Origin of the sequence: Pseudoalteromonas sp. CO342X, assembly GCF_004208915.1 — a bacterium.
Taxonomy (GTDB): domain Bacteria; phylum Pseudomonadota; class Gammaproteobacteria; order Enterobacterales; family Alteromonadaceae; genus Pseudoalteromonas; species Pseudoalteromonas maricaloris.
Map to the genome: position 1 here is coordinate 130,752 of NZ_SGPH01000023.1, position 17,411 is coordinate 148,162.

18 protein-coding genes are annotated in these 17,411 nt (G+C 42.9%); 11 read left to right on the forward strand and 7 right to left on the reverse strand.

All coding sequences use genetic code 11. The features are described 5' to 3' along the window. Positions 1 to 172: 172 nt before the first annotated feature. The 6 genes from EXT47_RS12710 to EXT47_RS12735 form a co-directional block, all read right to left on the reverse strand. On the reverse strand, positions 173 to 658 hold the full coding sequence (locus EXT47_RS12710) for a hypothetical protein (protein ID WP_130126753.1): 486 nt from the start codon (positions 656 to 658) through the stop codon (positions 173 to 175). Continuing rightward, a complete protein-coding gene (locus tag EXT47_RS12715; protein ID WP_130126754.1) occupies positions 646 to 966 on the reverse strand; it encodes an STAS-like domain-containing protein in 321 nt (106 codons plus the stop codon). Before EXT47_RS12715 ends, EXT47_RS12710 begins: the two co-directional genes overlap by 13 nt. Before the next feature lies 1 nt (position 967). Next, a complete protein-coding gene (locus EXT47_RS12720; protein WP_130126755.1) occupies positions 968 to 2,107 on the reverse strand; it encodes a hypothetical protein in 1,140 nt (379 codons plus the stop codon). A gap of 356 nt (positions 2,108 to 2,463) precedes the next feature. Then, positions 2,464 to 3,072 carry a glutathione S-transferase family protein gene (locus EXT47_RS12725; RefSeq protein WP_130126756.1) on the reverse strand — a complete coding sequence of 203 codons (609 nt, stop codon included), beginning with the start codon at positions 3,070 to 3,072 and terminating at the stop codon, positions 2,464 to 2,466. Between the two features lie 23 nt (positions 3,073 to 3,095). Further along, entirely contained in the window at positions 3,096 to 4,157 is a 1,062-nt protein-coding gene (locus tag EXT47_RS12730) for an NADP-dependent oxidoreductase (RefSeq protein ID WP_130126757.1), read from the reverse strand. Positions 4,158 to 4,181: 24 nt separating this feature from the next. After that, positions 4,182 to 4,874, reverse strand: coding sequence for a type 1 glutamine amidotransferase domain-containing protein (locus EXT47_RS12735; protein ID WP_130126758.1), 693 nt, complete (start codon positions 4,872 to 4,874; stop codon positions 4,182 to 4,184). A gap of 158 nt (positions 4,875 to 5,032) precedes the next feature. On the opposite strand from EXT47_RS12735, the gene EXT47_RS12740 reads away from it, so the two are divergent. Both EXT47_RS12740 and EXT47_RS12745 read left to right on the forward strand, forming a co-directional pair. Further along, a complete protein-coding gene (locus tag EXT47_RS12740) occupies positions 5,033 to 5,938 on the forward strand; it encodes a LysR family transcriptional regulator (RefSeq protein WP_039492039.1) in 906 nt (301 codons plus the stop codon). A gap of 105 nt (positions 5,939 to 6,043) precedes the next feature. Continuing rightward, the gene (locus EXT47_RS12745; protein WP_039492036.1) at positions 6,044 to 6,475 is read left to right on the forward strand and encodes a hypothetical protein; all 432 of its coding nucleotides are present in this window, start codon (positions 6,044 to 6,046) and stop codon (positions 6,473 to 6,475) included. A gap of 14 nt (positions 6,476 to 6,489) precedes the next feature. On the opposite strand, the gene EXT47_RS12750 is transcribed toward EXT47_RS12745, so the two are convergent. Continuing rightward, the gene (locus EXT47_RS12750) at positions 6,490 to 8,013 is read right to left on the reverse strand and encodes a LytTR family DNA-binding domain-containing protein (protein ID WP_130126759.1); all 1,524 of its coding nucleotides are present in this window, start codon (positions 8,011 to 8,013) and stop codon (positions 6,490 to 6,492) included. Positions 8,014 to 8,159: 146 nt separating this feature from the next. On the opposite strand from EXT47_RS12750, the gene EXT47_RS12755 reads away from it, so the two are divergent. The 9 genes from EXT47_RS12755 to EXT47_RS12795 all read left to right on the forward strand — a co-directional run bounded on the left by EXT47_RS12755 (position 8,160) and on the right by EXT47_RS12795 (position 17,312). Beyond that, positions 8,160 to 9,632, forward strand: a complete 1,473-nt coding sequence (locus EXT47_RS12755; protein ID WP_039492033.1) for an alpha/beta hydrolase — start codon at positions 8,160 to 8,162, stop codon at positions 9,630 to 9,632. A gap of 128 nt (positions 9,633 to 9,760) precedes the next feature. Next, positions 9,761 to 10,069 (forward strand): hypothetical protein, encoded by a 309-nt coding sequence (locus EXT47_RS12760; protein WP_039492032.1) that lies wholly within the window; start codon positions 9,761 to 9,763, stop codon positions 10,067 to 10,069. A 162-nt stretch (positions 10,070 to 10,231) separates the two neighbouring features. After that, positions 10,232 to 10,927, forward strand: a complete 696-nt coding sequence (locus EXT47_RS12765) for a molecular chaperone (RefSeq protein WP_130126760.1) — start codon at positions 10,232 to 10,234, stop codon at positions 10,925 to 10,927. 11 nt (positions 10,928 to 10,938) lie between these two features. Continuing rightward, positions 10,939 to 13,398: a fimbria/pilus outer membrane usher protein gene (locus tag EXT47_RS12770; protein WP_039492024.1), complete on the forward strand. Its 2,460-nt coding sequence runs from the start codon at positions 10,939 to 10,941 to the stop codon at positions 13,396 to 13,398. Beyond that, positions 13,395 to 14,258 (forward strand): hypothetical protein, encoded by an 864-nt coding sequence (locus tag EXT47_RS12775; RefSeq protein ID WP_039492023.1) that lies wholly within the window; start codon positions 13,395 to 13,397, stop codon positions 14,256 to 14,258. The genes EXT47_RS12770 and EXT47_RS12775 overlap by 4 nt, the downstream gene beginning before the upstream one ends. Before the next feature lie 149 nt (positions 14,259 to 14,407). Beyond that, on the forward strand, positions 14,408 to 14,908 hold the full coding sequence (locus EXT47_RS12780) for a hypothetical protein (RefSeq protein WP_039492022.1): 501 nt from the start codon (positions 14,408 to 14,410) through the stop codon (positions 14,906 to 14,908). Positions 14,909 to 15,130: 222 nt separating this feature from the next. Further along, complete coding sequence (locus EXT47_RS12785) at positions 15,131 to 15,634, forward strand: hypothetical protein (protein ID WP_010370564.1); 504 nt, start codon at positions 15,131 to 15,133, stop codon at positions 15,632 to 15,634. A gap of 351 nt (positions 15,635 to 15,985) precedes the next feature. Next, the gene (locus tag EXT47_RS12790) at positions 15,986 to 16,759 is read left to right on the forward strand and encodes a hypothetical protein (protein WP_130126761.1); all 774 of its coding nucleotides are present in this window, start codon (positions 15,986 to 15,988) and stop codon (positions 16,757 to 16,759) included. 238 nt (positions 16,760 to 16,997) lie between these two features. Beyond that, positions 16,998 to 17,312 carry a DUF6172 family protein gene (locus tag EXT47_RS12795; protein WP_010370561.1) on the forward strand — a complete coding sequence of 105 codons (315 nt, stop codon included), beginning with the start codon at positions 16,998 to 17,000 and terminating at the stop codon, positions 17,310 to 17,312. The last annotated feature ends 99 nt before the right edge of the window (positions 17,313 to 17,411 follow it).

Genomic DNA, 17,411 nt, shown 5'->3' on the forward strand with positions numbered 1-17,411 from the left:
GGCTTTTTCGCCGACAGGTAAGGTGAAGACTCCCGAAATTCAAGGAAGCAGCATAGCTTCTTTTGACTACCTCTCGGCCACACCGTTATTACTGTGTTTTGCAAATGTATTGAGGAAAGCTACAGAGTTGATAAATTCCAAATCAGTACTGATAAGTAAAAAGTTATTTGAGTCAAAACCAAGGAAACCAAATGACTGGCTGCCGATGAAAAGATAATAGCAATTCATTCTTTTCCGCTACAACCTTCGCTAAAGCGCTTGCAGAGGAAGGGTCATCATAAAATTCACCAATAGCGCGTTTTAATCTAAACAATTTGTCGGTAGGAACTGGATAAATCTTCTTATCTTGGTTATTTATCTCTGAAAAAATTTTTCTTAAATAAGTTTCTTTGGCGACTGCCATGAGGCGCCTCTTTTCAAGCAATCTTTTAAAATCTTTTTTGCTTCTCGAGTTATTTTGAATATTGGCAGCCAAAGGCATCTTTACAGCACAAAACTCTTCGACCGCTTGTAAATCAGCTATTATCTCCGTAAGCAAAATCTCTGCTTTGTCCATCAAGGAATGGATAGTATCTACCTTTGTCTTCTGCTTTTGGTGATAATCCCTTAGTAATGCAGCAATTAAAGCCCCGAATATGATCGTACCTATTTGCAACATCGCTCGATTTCTTCTTTCACATATGTATCAATTTCTGAGATCAATGATGGGTCGTCACGTGAGATTAAATTCTCAACAACCATTAATACTTTGTCTTTCGCAACCCCTTCTCTTAAAAGACCAGCAAATGCTTCCTCAAGAAAAGACGACCCGTACCCCATAACTCCATCCAAATCCACAACTACTGTTTCATTACCCATCAATGCTGGTACAAGAATCGAGTCCCTGAACTCTTCACCGCTAAACTCACCAAACTTTTTGTGCCTGGGTCCCGGAAACTCTGTAAAATCAGATACTTTAATAATCATTTTAAGCCCTTTGTGACATGCCTTCTGGTAACGGAACTTCCCATCCAATTATCGTTCCTTGGATTGATCTCTTGTTGTTAAACCCTAAAGGCGCACTTTTCCCTTTTGAAGTAATCGAGAATGAATAGCTTCCAAAATTTGAGTAGATTTGCAGTTTAGCTTTTGGTTCAGATTCTACAAATTTTCTCAGGTCAGGTCCACCCTTGCCTCTATGGCCAAGTTCTGTTCTGGTCTTCTTAATCAATGTTGCTACGTGAATAGCCTCGACATCACCAGTTAAAACAGTATCACTTACCTTCGATGAAACTGCTTTCATTTTACTCTTTATCTCATCTATTATGTTTTGAGGCTGGGTGTACGGAATTGTATTCGGTATACCATGCCCTTTATCTGCAATAAGAAAAATAAGCTTATTGTCTATTACTCCAGCAAATAACCACCACTTTTTCGTTATAAACTTATTGACATTAGGAATTTCTCTGGAATAAGCATGCTCTATAGCATTATTCATAGCTTCAATTCCACTTCGATACAGCGCCTTTTGATCGATACCAATGCTTTCTAACTTATTCAAAGCTTTCCCAACCAAGTTTCCTTTTACTATTTTATCAGACTCGATATGCCATGTATTGACATGTGGGATCGGCTTTAAAGACGACTGCTTTATAGATAATACAGAGTAAAAACCGATCCTGTTTAGTGCAGCATGAACCACTGGTTCTCGCCTTTTAATAGAGTTTAAAGGAACCGAAGGAGGAACTCTGACTTGAAACTTAACACCTGGAAACTTCATTACGTACTCTTCTGTACTAGAAAGCAAATAAATTCCAGCAGAAGCACTTATATGCTCAGTATCTCGGAAACATATACACACGGTTTGTAGAGAGATCGATGCTTGTCTAACGGCCGCCCCTAACTCAGTTACAAAATTGACACAACTATTGTGGTATTTTTTTCCTAAACTTATATTAAAAGGTGCGATGACCCTTATTGAGACAGGGGACTTAACGAAACGAAGTCCTTTTCGAGTTAATTTTAGTGAATACTGCTCACTACGCTTCGCCTTTTTAAGCCTTTTTGAAGATAGTCTTCGACGCCAACGATTTTTTTGTATGATGGACGGCAATTGCTTTTTCTTCACAGACTCTCCTAAATCTTAATGTACATTCCTTAGGCTAGCCAATCAGATATTAGATATCCTCAAACTACAACCCTGACTTACAAAACTATACTCTAAAATCAAGTCTTGGTGAATCGAAAGAATTAACTTTTAAACGAGTGCTTAAGAAAGCTGATCTATTACTGTAATCTATTTTACCTACTTTATTACAACTTGCAGAGGTAAAAAATGACCTTGAGATATACTTCCTTAAAGGCACTGAACGAAATCGCTTTTTAATATACGCCAGAAAAACTGTGATTTTCGCACTATAAAATGATTAAAGCCGCGACACCTATGCACCACAAGCCAGAGCAAAGCTCTGGCCTTTAAAAGCGCTAACCGTAGCTTCGTGCAGCTTGATATGCACCGCGAGCTTGCACTTTTTCAAGGTAAGCCTTGATATTGCTATGCGCTGTGAGCAAACCGACTTTGTCTGCGATTTCTAGCATCACCGTCATCATAATATCGGCGGCGGTAAAGTCGTTGCCTGCGAAATAGCTTTGCTTGGCGAGTGTGGCATCTATATAAGAAAAGTCGACATTGACTTCTTTAGCAATGTAACCATCCATTGGTTTATCGCCTGTACGCTGCTCCATCTTCATCATCAAAGATGCGAGCACCGGCAGCGCCAATGACCCCTCAGCAAAGTGCAACCATTCTTGATATTGATAGTATTCAGGAGTCCCCGCATCTGGTCGCAAACGACTGTCTTGTGCCTTATCGAGCAAATACTCCATAATGGCTCCAGACTCACATAAAACTAGGTTGTCATCGACCAGCACAGGCGCTTTCCCAAGCGGATGCACCTGTTTTAGGCTTTCAGGCGCAAGGCGCGTTTCAGAGTTTCGCTGGTGCTCAACAAGGTCATAAGGCATGTCGAGTTCATGTAAAAGCCAAAGTACTCTTGTCGAGCGTGATTCGTTTAAGTGGTGAACAGTTAACATCTAATTTTTCCTGATAAATATAATTATACGAGTTCGTCTGGACCTAAGCGCACGACAAGTTTGCCGAAGTTTTTACCTTCCAATAAGCCAATAAATGCCTCGACTGCGTTATCCATCCCCTCGACTAAGTGCTCTTTGTACTTAATCTTGCCCGCTGTTAGCCATGGTAGCATCGCTTCGCTGAACTCGTTGTATCTATGTCCATAATCGTCGAATACAATAAAGCCTTGCATTTTCACTCGCTTAATCAGCAGTGTCGCCATCAGCATCGACATACGATCAGGTCCCGATGGCAATTCAGTGGCATTATATTGAGAGATCAACCCACATAGTGGAACCCGGGCACTTGAGTTAAGCAATGGCATAACTGCATCGAACACCTTACCACCCACATTTTCAAAATAAACGTCAATTCCTGATGGACATGCCTGCGCTAATTGTTCAGCGAGGTCATCCTTGCGGTGATCAAGACAGGCATCAAAACCAAGTGTCTCGGTAGCGTAACTGCATTTTTCGGCGCCACCAGCGATGCCTATTACTCTACAGCCTTGCAGTTTTGCTATTTGTCCAACAAGGCTACCTACAGCACCTGTTGCTGCGGCAACGACTACAGTTTCTCCAGCTTTTGGCTGACCGATATCCATCAGTCCCATGTAGGCGGTAAGGCCTGGCATCCCTAACACGCCCAAGCTATATGATGGGTTGGGTAAATTGTTGTCTAACTTAAGTAAGCCAGTGCCATCCGAAACGCTGTAGTCTTGCCAGCCGCTCATCGCGAGTACCCAGTCACCTTTGGCGAATTTAGGATTATTTGACGCTTCAACTCGGGATACTGTGCCACCTACCATCGCTTCACCGATAGCAACCGGCTCAGCGTAAGATTTTGCATCGCTCATACGGCCACGCATATATGGATCTAACGACAAAAAGACGGTACGAAGGAGCACTTCCCCCTCTTTCGGCGTTGGGATCTGTGCTTCTTCATAATTGAAATTTTCTTGCGTTGGTGCACCATGTGGGCGTGACGCTAAGGTAATGCGACGATTCGTTTGTGCGTTTTGAGTTTGGTTTATTGCGTTACTCATGATTTATTCCTTTTAATAAGCAGGTTACAGCTCGTTTAGGTACGTCAGCATTTTCTCAGCGACAAGTTCAGAGCTTGCTGGATTTTGTCCTGTAAACAGTAAGCCATCTCTAACAGCAAACACATTCCAATCATCGACTTTCTGGAAATCAGCGCCTCGTTTAACTAGCTCATCTTCTAATAAAAACGGTACAACATCAGTCAGCCCAACTGCCGCCTCTTCACTATTCGTAAAACCAGACACCACTTTACCTTTTACCAGATACTCACCCGACGTGGTTTTTACATCCATTAGCACCGCCGAAGCGTGGCACACCGCACCAACTGGTTTATCTGCTGCTAAAAAGGCGCTTATCAATTGGATTGAATTGGCATCTGTTGCTAAATCCCATAATGGTCCGTGACCGCCAGGATAAAACACAGCGTCAAAATCTGCCGCGTTCGCCTCAGCCAGTGGCACCGTATTTGCCACCAGTTCCTGCGTTTTTTGATCATCAAAATAGCGTTTAGTACTGTCGGTTTGGAAATCGGGCTGTTCACTTTTTGGGTCAATTGGCGGCTGACCACCTTTTGGTGAAGCAAGCGTTACTTCTACCCCTGCATCTACAAAGGCATAGTAAGGTGCGGCAAACTCTTCAATCCAAAACCCTGTTTTCTCACCTGTATTGCCAAGTTCTGCATGTGACGTTAACACCATTAGAATTTTCTTTGCTGTCATCAAAGTTACCTCTCATTCTTTCTTGAAACTTCAGGCTATTTAGCCTGCGGATAAATATAAAAGTATGAACTTAAGACAAGTTAAACAATGCAGACAAAAGCTAACTCTTTGTTCAAACAATTGATACAATCAATTCATCTCAACCAGTGGAGTAATGCGTGGACATTTCGTTTGAGCAACTTAAAAGCATGGTCGTTTTTGCCCAAGTTATTGAGCAAGGCACCTTAAGCGGCGCCGCCAGGCATTTAAACTTGTCTCGTGCAGTGGTGAGTTATCATGTCAAAAAACTGGAGTCACAGTTAGGCATAAAATTGCTCAATCGCTCGACTCGCACTATTTCACTTACAGAGGCAGGTCGCGAATACTACCAGCGCTGCCGTGTGATTGCAGAGCAAGCCTTTGCCGCAAACCAGCAAATTGAGAATTTAAAGAAAGAGCCTATCGGTCTAATAAAGCTTACCTGCCCTGTTAATGTTGGCTTGCAAACCATAGTGCCTGCACTCAATGAATTTAGAGCTATGTATCCAAAGATTCAGCTCGATATCATGCTCACAGATGAAGTCGTCAATATCATCAAAGAAGGGATTGATCTGGCCATTCGAGGCGCACCACTTCCCGATTCAGGTTTGCAAGCCAGTAAACTTTCAGTGCTAAAAACCTGCCTGTGCGCATCGCCCGACTATTTGCAAAAGTACGGCGTCCCCAAACACCCCACCGATCTCTACCAGCATCAATGGGTGATTTACAAGCTGACATCGGGCGCACTCACATTGAGTAAAGGGGCTCGGGCCTATAGCATCACGATGAAAGGCGATATAAGCACCAACAATGCAGCGGCACGCACCGCTTTTGTTGAGGGAGGTCACGGTCTTGGACGAATTCCGACTTACGATGCGTTACCAAAAATACAGGCCGGTACTTTGGTTCCCGTATTAAAAGATTACACGCTGCCAGACATACATGTTTATGGCGTTTTCCCAGAGGGCAATGCCAACTCTAAAAAAGTTCGATTACTGCTCGATTTTCTAAAAGGGTATTTTCAGCGCCAATTGGTTGAAGCGTAAGCCCCAACCAATTGTGTATTTAACCTAGTAACTTTCAGCTGCTGGGTGAGATACTGATGTTGAGTGACCACAAAAGAATTAATGAGGATATGTGAGGAAGCTTTCATGAAATATTTAGCACTTATAGCAACGATCGGCATAAATAATTTAGCGGCTGCACAAGGCGGTGTAGCAGCAGAGTGGCAACTGGGACAATACTCTGTATCCATTGGTGAAAATTGTGTTATTACCGTTTCAACCCCTGCTTCAAAAGAAATAATAGCAAACGGTTTCAGTAACGATAGAGCCTGTAAAGTCGCCTACCTAGCCCAAACCAACATTCCCAACGCTTACGTGATAGGCGGTGCACATATTCTTATCGTCGAACAGCAAACTATCCAATCAAAGAGCTGCAGACGCGTATCAAAAGCGCTTTATTTACCAACCGATGGTCAAGCCGCATTGAGCACCACTCAAATAGAAAGCGGCAACTGCGATGGCCATATAGAGCCAAACGGAGCGATGTATTTAATTTCAGCTCTGCAAAACCCAATTTAAAAGATCAGCTGCGCTTAGGGTTTATTAGACGCTTTAAGCGTCGCCCTAACCGACGGGACAAGCCGACGACTGACGGGAACACTTGCTCCATTGGTTAATTTCAAATTGCTTTGATTATTATCACTTTCTAATGACACCACTTCATTTAGATTAGTTAAATAAGAACGATGTGTTTTTACAAAAATAGAGGGCAAAGTAAGTTCGAGTTGTTTTAGTGAGCCTGTAAACAGCTTCTGCGTGGTGTCTTTCATATGCAGCTCAACGTAGTCCCCTGCAGCTTTGCAAAACGCAATATCCGTGAGCACAACATAGTCAGTTTTACCTGCAATACTGACTTCCAGCTTAGAAGGAGACTGAAGCTGTTTATTCTGCGCGAGTTTAAACTCAAGCTTGGAAATTTGAGCTTGGTCACTGCTCAGCTGCACTTGCTGAGCACGAAACTCTTTAGCTTGACGAATGAAAAGGTAGACTAGCAAGACTGCAATGATCACAAAGTGAATAATTTCGTGAAAGCTTGATGCAACAAAGAGTACGGTTGCAGCCACCAACAACTGCACCACAAACCAAGTCGCCAAATTATTGTTTTTGGCGCGTCGCCAACCATAGCCTAGTTGAACTAAGCTAACGAGTAATGGCACAAAGACTCCGGCAGTGGTTTTAGCATCAAAGCCTGGAGCAAAAATAATAACAATAGGCGTGACAATAGTACCAATATAAACCCAGTGAAGAGCGTGCTTTTCTGCGACTTTTAAGGAGCTATATACAAGCAACAAAGTGCCAAATAAAAACGACAACGCCGTCACAGTCAACAGTCGAATATCATGCCATACATAGCCATAGTCAACTAATCCTCGCGATATTTCAGCACTGAGCTGCATTGCTGCAAGCAGGCACAGTGCGGAAAATATCCGAACGCTTGTATTGCCATAACGACCAAAGCTCAGACTTATAAAGTACAACGCGCCCAACAAAAAGGCACCAACCAAAATCAGGCCCAAGCCACTAAATGATTGAATATATTGCTTAGGATCACCAAATTGCCCTATCCCAACAAAATGTATTGGGTATCCTAATGAAATAAGGCTATGCTGCGCAGACAGACCAAACACCAGTTGATTGCTTTTCTTTATAAGTGAGTCTGGCAAATAAAATACGCTGTCCATTTTGCCTATTTGCTCAGTTTTATCTACGGCAGGAAAGCCGCTGCTCCCCACCTTACTACCATTTAAAAAGACTTCGCTTGATGATTTAGCGAATAAATACAACCCTACGGGCCTTGGTATTGAGGCTAATTTCACTCGCTCAAATTCGATTAACACCCAAACAGCCTGATTTTGCGGGTCAATCTCAGATAACTTAGCTCGGTGACATTGCGGCTCAGTAAATTGTGGAATTTCTTTTGCCGAGACTGACCATGGGCAAACCGTCACGGCTTGATCATAAGAAAATGACAACAAAGGTTGACTGGCATAAGCCTTACCTAGCGCGCCCGAGCAACACACTGCCATCACTAAATAAAGTACAAGATTAATATTCACACTCTACCGCTTTTCCTTTTACCGTTCGTCGGCCTTTTACTACCGCTGAGCCTAAAAGCCAGTAAATATCGGCCTCTCATAGAAATTCGCTACCCCATTAAGTTGCCATGGTATTCAATAAAAGCAAACTATTAAGGAGTAATACTATGCGATCAACACACACATTAATAGCCGCGTTAAGCTTATTCACTTGCTTATACGTAAACGCTGAGAACGGCGGCGATAAGCAAGTGCTGTACAGCAATGAGCAACAAATCGAGTTTCAAGCCAACAGTGGGGAAACAACGGATGCCATAGCTGGGCACCTCTGGGTGCCTGAAAACAGGAATAACCCCAAAAGCAAAAAAATTAGAATCAACTATGTGCGCTTTCCTGCAACCAGCAGCAATAAAGGTTCACCTATCGTGTATTTATCTGGTGGCCCCGGCGGTTCAGGGATCGCGACTGCCAAGTGGCGAAGATTTCCGTTATTTCAAGCACTAAGAGAGTTTGGTGATGTTATTGCGCTAGACCAAAGAGGTACGGGCCAGTCAGAGCAAGCTGCTCCTTGCGTGTCTAGTGAACACATTACGCTTAATTCTGTTACCACTGAAGCGCAAATTGCAGACCGCTACCGCAAAGCCGCATTACAATGCTTTACTCAATGGAAGTCTCAAGACATTGATGTATATGGTTATAATACCGAGCAGAATGCACTAGATATAAACGACTTACGAAAACACCTAAAAGCTGACAAAGTATCACTTTGGGGGATCTCTTACGGCAGCCATCTGGCACTCAGTGCCATAAAAGCGATGCCAGCGCATCTTGACAAAGTAATTATCGCCAGTGCTGAAGGGCTCAATCAGACCGTTAAACTACCTCATCAAACCGATCGATACTTTGAAAGAGTTCAAGGAATTATCAATCAGCAAGCGCTTAAACAACAAGTTTCGGATCTACCCGCTTTGATGCGCCGAGTGCACAGTAAACTTGAGCAACAGCCTATTGCACTTCAAATTACACAAAAAGACGGCTCAAAAACACCCATGTTATTTCAAAAGCATCATATTCAGTCGTTAGCTAGCATGATGATTGCCGATCCTAACCAATATCTTGCCATGCTAATTCACGTTTATTTAGGTTTAGATAACGGCAATACCGAGCTGTTAAAGCATGTTTTACAGCGTGGAATGTTTACCGATGAGCCCATTACATTCAAACTGATGCCGCTGGCGATGGATGTAGCTTCAGGGATCACCGCTAAACGCCTTGCAAAAGTGACAACCCAATCGCCAACAGCCTTGCTTGGCGACAAGCTTAACTTTCCAATGCCAACACTTCACTTGATAGATAAAAAACTAGATTTAGGTGATAATTTTAGAGCAGCTCCCACATCCAGCATCCCAACTTTATTGTTTACGGGGAGTCTAGACGGTAGAACGTATCCAGAAGAACAGCTTGAAGCTGTGAGAGGACTTACAAATTTGACCCAGATTATGGTCAACAATGCGGGCCACAACCTTTATACAAGCTCACCCTTAGTGCTCGCCAGAATGCAAACATTCTTAAGCGGAAAACCCGTCAGTGCAGAATCAATCCAACTACCGCTGCCAAAACTTGCGCTGTCAGCACCATAATTCGAAAAAAGCGGCTCAAAGTGAATTGAAAAAGCAATTCACTTTGAGCGGGCAATCATCAACAAAGTTGTTGATTGCCCACAAGCTTGAGTATAATTAGGCTTTTGGCCTCTTACATCCATAGCATTATGAAAAAGCTCTCAAAAGTACAAGAAAAACAGCAAGCTTTGGTACTCACCATTGCAGATAAACTCGAAGAACAAGCTCGTGCAGAAATTCCCGGCATGGTGCAATGTTGGTTTGATGTGGAATATCACTTGTTCCCCGGTTCATTAATACTCTTTTTCCAATTTGAGAATGAACAAGCATTGGAAGCCGCAAGGCCGGACCTTCTTAAATGGCAAAAGCGTTTAAGCGCCGCCATGCTGAAAAAAGGGGTGATTTTAAAAGATATGCGTAAACATTTAACCTTTACTTTACTTGGTCCTGAAGACTGAAGCAATGTAGATTTATTCGGGTTTGTGAAAAACTGTCACTCTTCTAATTTCAACCATACTATTTGGTTATTATTAAAAAAAGCGTATATGTTACCCTTGTAATACCAAATAGTCTGGGTATCGTATAGCGGAAATTTTGGTCTTCTCAGTGTTGGAGTTTGAATGCGTATATTGTTGTTATTGCTTTTTTGTTTAGCAGCTCCGGCTTTGGCTTACCAAGTACAACCTATGATTGTCGACCTCTCGTCACATGGTAAAAAGTCACTCGTGACCTACCGCCTCCAAAACCCCAGTGACAATCCTTTACCCATCGAGATAGAGGTACTTAAACGTACTTTTGACGAGCACCAAAAAGAAGTGCTGATCAGCGCCGAAGAAGACTTTATTGTGCTGCCTCCGCAAGTGGAAGTGCCGGCAAAAAGTTATCAAGTATTCAGAGCAAAATACCTAGGTTCGCCCGAACTCAAACAAACACAGTCTTATCGCATTGTCTTCAAACAGCTGCCACTTCCCGGAGAAGATGAAGCATCTGGCGTTAAAATGGTATTTAACTTTGCCACTTTAGTGTTTGTTAGTCCGGATGGTGTTCAATCGCAAATAAACAGCGCGCTGCAATGTGAAGAGCTAACCGAATGTACACTCACCCTAAGTAACCAAGGTGACCGAGTACTGGACTTATCGCAGTTTGAATACCGTTTCCACGATGGCGCGACTGTCATAGATTGGGTGAAGTTTCAGTCAGTTACTGCGGGCCGTTTTATAATGCCAAATCACACCATGGTGATAAATTTACAGCCATTGCTCAATGACAAGCCGAGTAAAACAGTAGAGCTTATCAATCTACTGGCTTCTAAGTAAAAAATAGCTAGATGTTAACAGTGCGCTCAAGCCTGCGCTTGCCTCGTTTAAAACAATTTTGGTTTACTCCACTTTATCTGATGTGGACAGCCCCCGCATGGGCGGCGGTTTATTCAATGGATTTTCCCGTTCGGCTGAATAATGCCGAGGTGGGGCAAGTTTCTGCCTCTGTAGATGGATACGATTTAAAATCGGTTTCAGCCATGCAGCTGAAGGAAAATCTACAATCCGTATTAAGTAAAGACGTACTCGATTGGCTCTCAAGTCTTGAGGAGCACGAGGTCACCCTAGATATGTTACAAGCAAAGGGAATTACGCTTGATCTCAAGGCACAAGATCTCACTATAGACATGTCGCTAGCAGAAGCGGCCATGGCTACAGACACGCTTTCTTATGGCAGAAAGAAATACTTTGAACAACCAACACAAGAAGCGCGTTGGGCTTTACTGAATAATCTCAACCTAAACCATGAGCGTAGTGACAATAATCAAAACTACCACTCACAATTCGAATGGCTTATAAATGCCAATGTTGGCGGTAGCAACGGCATAAATATGCACAGTTCGGTTTTTTGGGAAAGCGGCAGCACCGAGCAAAGTCACGTCTACCGTGGTGATACAGCGGTATTTTACGATCAGCCCGAAAAACCGAGACGATTCACTTTAGGTGATACCCAAAGCAGTAACAATGGCCATTTATCGGGTGCTCCACTTGCAGGCTTCAAAGTCGCAAGCGCCTATTCAAAGCTGCAACCCCAACGTAAGATCACCCCAGGTAACAGCCAACAGTTTATGTTACCCCGCCCTGCAACACTTGAGATATTTATTAATGAGTTTTTGATTTCTAGAGTACGCCTCAAAGCGGGACGCTATGACCTCAATGACTTACCGCTGACTTCAGGCATAAATAATATTCACGTTGTTGCGACATATGCCAACGGTGAAACCCAGCACTTCCATTTTACTAGTCACTATAACTCTCGGCTATTGGCTCAAGGTGTGAGTGACTACTCGCTAGCAGTTGGTTTTTTATCGGTAGTAGATGATGGTCGTTATCATTATGACGACGACGCGCTGCTTTCTGGTAGTTACGAATATGGCGTTACCGATAAACTCTCACTTGGAGTTAATGGCGCGGCCCATCCACAAGGTCAAGTATTTGGCTCAATCACCACATTCAGTAGCCCTTTGGGAAATGTATCGCTGCGTTACTCGCAAAGTAAAACGTCTGATATTTCCGGCAATGCTTTCTCGATAGAAACAGAGCATAGTATTTTTGGTCATGGTAATTATGGCTCGCCCAACTTACGTTTGGGTTATGAAATCATGGAAGACTTTAGCAACTCGCCTTGGCTTGAAGAAGTCACGCTCAGCAATAACAAAAGGGCTTTTGCTGACTACAGCTATATTATCAACGACCACATAGACTTTACGCTCAACGCAACGCGGCAAGTAAATAATGAAGATTTGGTCACCAAGAACCTCTCTGCTGAGCTTAATTTTCGCTATGAAGGGGCTAGGGTAAGAGTTGGATATAACCATAATGTCAGCGACGACCCTCGTGTCGTCTCTGAAAATCAATTCGTGCTTAACTTTACGTGGAATCATTACAACCGCCAAGACAACGTCCGCACGAGAGCTCAATATAACAACCGTAGTAAAGTCGCCAGCGTAAGCTATGCCAAAACAAACAATAACTACGTCAATGACTATGGCTATGAATTACGGGCGGAAAAAGGCAGTGGGTATAGGCAAGAACAGCTAAAAGCCAGCCATACTAACGCATTTTTTAGAGCTGATATGACCGCAAGTAATTACACTCGCTCGCAATTTATGAGTGACAGCTCCGCCAGTGTTAACTTATCGTCAAGTATAGGTTTTGCTGATGGTCACTTTGGTATGGGCGCCACCACTACCACTCCTTTTGCTGTAGTTACTAAACATAAAACATTAAAAAATAACGACGTATTAGTTAACGTCGACCGCTTTGGCCGTGCACAAAACCAACCAACGCAACACATTGGCGCATTAATTGACTTGGGCACTGGCTACACCAACTATCAATTTAATATTGATGTACCCAACGCTCCTCTGGGTTATGATTGGGGTCCCGGTACTTATAAATTAGTAGGTGGCGCCAATACAGGGCACCATATTCAAGTAGGTTCGGACCTGTCTTATACCGTGATAGGTACAGTAGTCGACGAACAAGGCACACCTATTGCACTGGGAAGAGGACAAGTAATAAGGCAATCTAGTGCCGGCGACAGTGACAACGCTCCAATCAATCGCACCTTTTTTACCAACCGAGTGGGTCGATTTGTTGTAGAAGGTATCAGTACAGGTAGCTACCTAATCGAAATTAATGACATCGTCGGACGATTTACCGTGAATGATGGCGAAAAACGATTTATCAAAATTGGCACCATCACGCTTGAGCAAGCACAATTACAGGGAGATCCAAACAAATGAAGTTCGCACTATTTTTGCTGCTTGCACTCAGCTATTTGATCTCGCCTGTTGCATTGGCCAAGCGCAATAAATGTGATGGCAATTTTTTAGCGACCTCTAACTCAGCCGAGATAAAAGAAGAGTATGGTAATCGAGTAACTGTATATTTACCGCTAAAAATACAAGTTTCGGATTCGCTACTAAATTGTGCCGATGAAATCTGGGTTGAAGATACATATTATTATTCGTTTGTCTTCTCGGGCCCGACTGAAGATAAATACGCTAGACTGCTGGACTCTCAATACAAACGTATTAACGTTAAAAACGGTATCGCCAAAGCAAACTTAACTAGCCGCTCTACACAAATGTGGATGCGCTTAAGGCACTACAGTTTGTTTCCTGCGGGTTATTACTATGGTGCGGTAAAAGTGTCTATTGTAAGGCGCAACAAGGTCATCGCAGAGCAATATCTGGAGATGACCTATTACGCCGAGCCACAAATCGCCATCTCGCTCGATAACTCAAGCAAAGGTAAAGTGTCGGGCGATGATGGTCACTACCTCATAGACTTAGGCGAACTAAAAACGAATATGCGCTTTTACTGGGGTATAAAAATATTGAGTAATAGCTCATACGATATCGTCCTAGACTCTGAATATAACGGCTTGCGTCATGAAACCAACAAACGAGCCCTTATTGATTACGCAATTAGTTTCGATAACGTCAAAATATCGTCATCAGAACGTTTAACGCGAAGCTATAATTTCTATCCCGGCGTCAGAGATTCGTGGTTTGGCTTTGAATTTCAGCTAGGTAATACCGAGCTTATGCCCGCAGGCTACTATCGCGACAATTTATCACTCACTGTCTACCCAAGATAACAACTTGAATTATAAGAACAAAAAAACAAAAAAATAAAAAGAAAACAAACATTAAAAACATTGGCACACCAATTGCTTTTAATTTGAAATAACTAGGTATTCAACCTAACACAAATTATAAAGCAGTACTTTATTCAAGGGGATGCGCCATGAACACATTACTTAAATCACTATTTGTTGCCTCAGCAATCACGTCAATGACTGCGGCAGCTGCTGTAGTAGAAACAACAGGAAATGAAGCAAGTTTCACCTTTGAAGGTACTATTGAAGCCATGTGTAAAACTGATAGTGGCTCAAACAGCGTAACTAACTTAAATCTAGATTCTACTCAAGAAACTCAAGAAATTGGTACGCTAGACGTATGGTGTAACACAGGTGAAAATGCAACAACTGAATATAGCTCTGCTAACGGCGGCTTCTTAGTTGCTGATAACGGCAAAAACAGCAAAATTGCTTACACGCTAGATATCGGCAGCACTTCAGGTGTTGACTTACAAAGCGGTACTTATAAGCATCTAACTACGCTTGCAGGCACAGGCAGCGCAGGTGACACGCAAGCAACTACGTTGAAGATCACACCACAGTCAAATGGCTTAAACGATGCGGGTACATACTCTGATACCATCACAGTAACGGTTAGCCCTAACTAACAAAATAATGAGGCAGTGAGCGTTTGACAAAAGCACTCGTTGCCCTCCCCCAAATAAAGTAAATGGCCGGGCAAGTAATTATACATCCCGGCGATTACTTTATAGCGCTAAGATAATGTTCTACTCTCCCCCAAATCTACAGATAAAATATCCCGCAGCCCGTGGCATTTCACTTGCAAATTGAGACATAACTGCTGTACTTTATTTGAGGGGGAAGAAGCCATGAACACCATACAAAAATCACTCTTTGCAGTTTTAGTAAGCGCACCTATGTTTGTGCATGCTGCAGTTATTGATACAACGGCTTCTGAAAGTAAATTCTCCTTTGAAGGCACTATAGACCCCACTTGCAAAACAATTAGTACTGAAAACAACACCACGGGACTAAACCTAGACGCATCCCAAACAACCCAGCAGATTGGCGTATTAGAGGTTTGGTGCAATACCGGCGAAAACGCAACCACTTCTTATAGCTCTGCCAATGGCGGATTTTTAGTTTCCGATAACGGTCAAGGCAGCAAACTGGCTTACACCCTAAATATTGGTGATAGCGAAGGGATAGATCTGCAAAATGGTGTATATCAGCACACCAATGCAACAGCTGCAGGTACCGGTAGTAGTGGTGAAACCAAAGCAACGCCGTTGAATATCACCCCGCTTTCCAACGGCCTAAATGCCGCAGGTACTTACTCAGATGTCATCACAGTAACGGTAAGTTCAAACTAGCTACAAGATCAGAAAGCACCTTTGGCTTTTCTAAATAACCTGAGGTTTGGATAAGGAATGTTCCAACTCATTGTTTCTAAAGAACAACTTAGTTTTTTACTTTTCTAGCCAGAGAGTTTTAGGGAAAACAAGGCGAATTTACGCACCAATAGCTGGCTATTGGAAGTGAATTCAACGCAGTTAGCGCTAAAACAGGCTGCTAGAAAGGCATTAATTATCCGCAGCTCAGGTTATATAGGCAAAGCTCTCCCCTTTCTCCATCGACTCACTTAACCCAGCCGATTCCATATTGCGTTATTTTCAAGTAAGCTGCTAAGGCTCCTTATAAATCTCAAAAAAGAGGAAAGTACGTTGGATAAGAGAATTGAACCTGAGCTTCCCAGTATTACGCCAGATTTAGATCAGGTTGAAGCCTATAAAAACTCCACCACTCAAGCGAGCCGTAAAACCTCAGCACCAAAAGAAAGTACCAAACAAACAAGCCAGCCCGCCAAAGGTATAGGGATGATGAATTGGTTGGGTGCAATCTCGATTATTGCGTTGGCCGCTGCGGCGTTTGCGCTCTACCAACAAAACTTAACAACCCAGGCACAATTACTCGAATCAACAAAGCGCATTGCTGAGCTTGAACATACCCTCACCGCCACAGATGAAGAGATGGACTTGTCCGCGGGTGCAATGCAAGCAAAATTGAACACACTAACCGAGCGCACAGACGAGCTTTGGTCGCAGATGGATAAACTATGGGCGTCAGCGTGGCGAAGAAACCAATCAGACATCAAAAAGCTCGAAGAGCAAGCAAGTAATAACGCTAAAAACCAGACCAGTACGACTACCAAAGTAGAAACGCTATCGCAGAGTCAAACGGAGCTTGCTTTAAAACTATCGCTATTAGAAGAACAACAGCAAGCCGCTAGTGTGCTAAAAAATCAAATAGCTGCCATTAATGGCGATGTTGATCAGTTAAAGTCTCAAGCACAAAGCAGAGACTCTAAACAGATAGAGATCGGCGCAAGCCTTACCCAAATAGAGATGACACAAACCGCACTGGCAGAAAAATTAGAACGTTTGGAGCGTAAATTGGCGGCATCAACTCCATCTCAAACGCAACCAAAAGCGAATTAATCCACCATTATCAATGGTTACGTTAGCAATACGGGTTGGCTGCGAACTCGCGCAACCAACTCAGCTTTTATTCTCTTGGACACTCATAAAGTCCCTCGCCAGTTCACAAAATATAACGTAAAATATCCTATTACATTCCTGTATTTATTCGCGCGTAAGCTTTACGCTTAAATCAATACACATTATCTACTCAGGCATACTGTTTTGCCGATTGAGTATTTCTTGCTTGAAGGCAACTATGAAAAAGACATTTGAACTAATTCACCCTAAAATCAAACTTGAAAGACGCGTTGACGCGGTTAAGCATGAGCTTAAAAAATACCTAAAGCGCGAGCGCAACAAAACTTTGCCAGCGGGCGCTGATTATTGGGATTTTGATTGTAAGTTTGGTAACACAGAAGCCGAAGCCGAGCCGGTGCACCTATCACAACTAAACAAGTTGATTGATAAAACGCAAACTGAAAACCTCACTTCCTTTTATGTTGAGATTTTAGCAAAGCCAGGCTATAGAAAATCAAACGATTTATCTGACGATGAGTTAGAAGACTACTAAGCCCAACTTCTGTAGGTCGAGCTTTAGCTCGACAACATCTACTCTACCCAAGAACGCAGATTACCCAATCCCAGGCAAAAACGTAGGTCGAGCTTTAGC

Excerpts from the sequence above, each read along its gene's own strand:
- EXT47_RS12795 (WP_010370561.1), top strand. The coding sequence starts at position 16,998 with ATGAAAAAGACATTTGAACTAATTCACCCTAAAATCAAACTTGAAAGA.
- EXT47_RS12785 (WP_010370564.1), top strand. The coding sequence starts at position 15,131 with ATGAACACCATACAAAAATCACTCTTTGCAGTTTTAGTAAGCGCACCT.
- EXT47_RS12755 (WP_039492033.1), top strand. The coding sequence starts at position 8,160 with ATGCGATCAACACACACATTAATAGCCGCGTTAAGCTTATTCACTTGC.
- EXT47_RS12760 (WP_039492032.1), top strand. The coding sequence starts at position 9,761 with ATGAAAAAGCTCTCAAAAGTACAAGAAAAACAGCAAGCTTTGGTACTC.
- EXT47_RS12725 (WP_130126756.1), bottom strand. The coding sequence starts at position 3,072 with ATGTTAACTGTTCACCACTTAAACGAATCACGCTCGACAAGAGTACTT.
- EXT47_RS12765 (WP_130126760.1), top strand. The coding sequence starts at position 10,232 with ATGCGTATATTGTTGTTATTGCTTTTTTGTTTAGCAGCTCCGGCTTTG.
- EXT47_RS12770 (WP_039492024.1), top strand. The coding sequence starts at position 10,939 with ATGTTAACAGTGCGCTCAAGCCTGCGCTTGCCTCGTTTAAAACAATTT.
- EXT47_RS12730 (WP_130126757.1), bottom strand. The coding sequence starts at position 4,157 with ATGAGTAACGCAATAAACCAAACTCAAAACGCACAAACGAATCGTCGC.
- EXT47_RS12780 (WP_039492022.1), top strand. The coding sequence starts at position 14,408 with ATGAACACATTACTTAAATCACTATTTGTTGCCTCAGCAATCACGTCA.
- EXT47_RS12745 (WP_039492036.1), top strand. The coding sequence starts at position 6,044 with ATGAAATATTTAGCACTTATAGCAACGATCGGCATAAATAATTTAGCG.
- EXT47_RS12775 (WP_039492023.1), top strand. The coding sequence starts at position 13,395 with ATGAAGTTCGCACTATTTTTGCTGCTTGCACTCAGCTATTTGATCTCG.
- EXT47_RS12710 (WP_130126753.1), bottom strand. The coding sequence starts at position 658 with ATGTTGCAAATAGGTACGATCATATTCGGGGCTTTAATTGCTGCATTA.
- EXT47_RS12735 (WP_130126758.1), bottom strand. The coding sequence starts at position 4,874 with ATGACAGCAAAGAAAATTCTAATGGTGTTAACGTCACATGCAGAACTT.
- EXT47_RS12715 (WP_130126754.1), bottom strand. The coding sequence starts at position 966 with ATGATTATTAAAGTATCTGATTTTACAGAGTTTCCGGGACCCAGGCAC.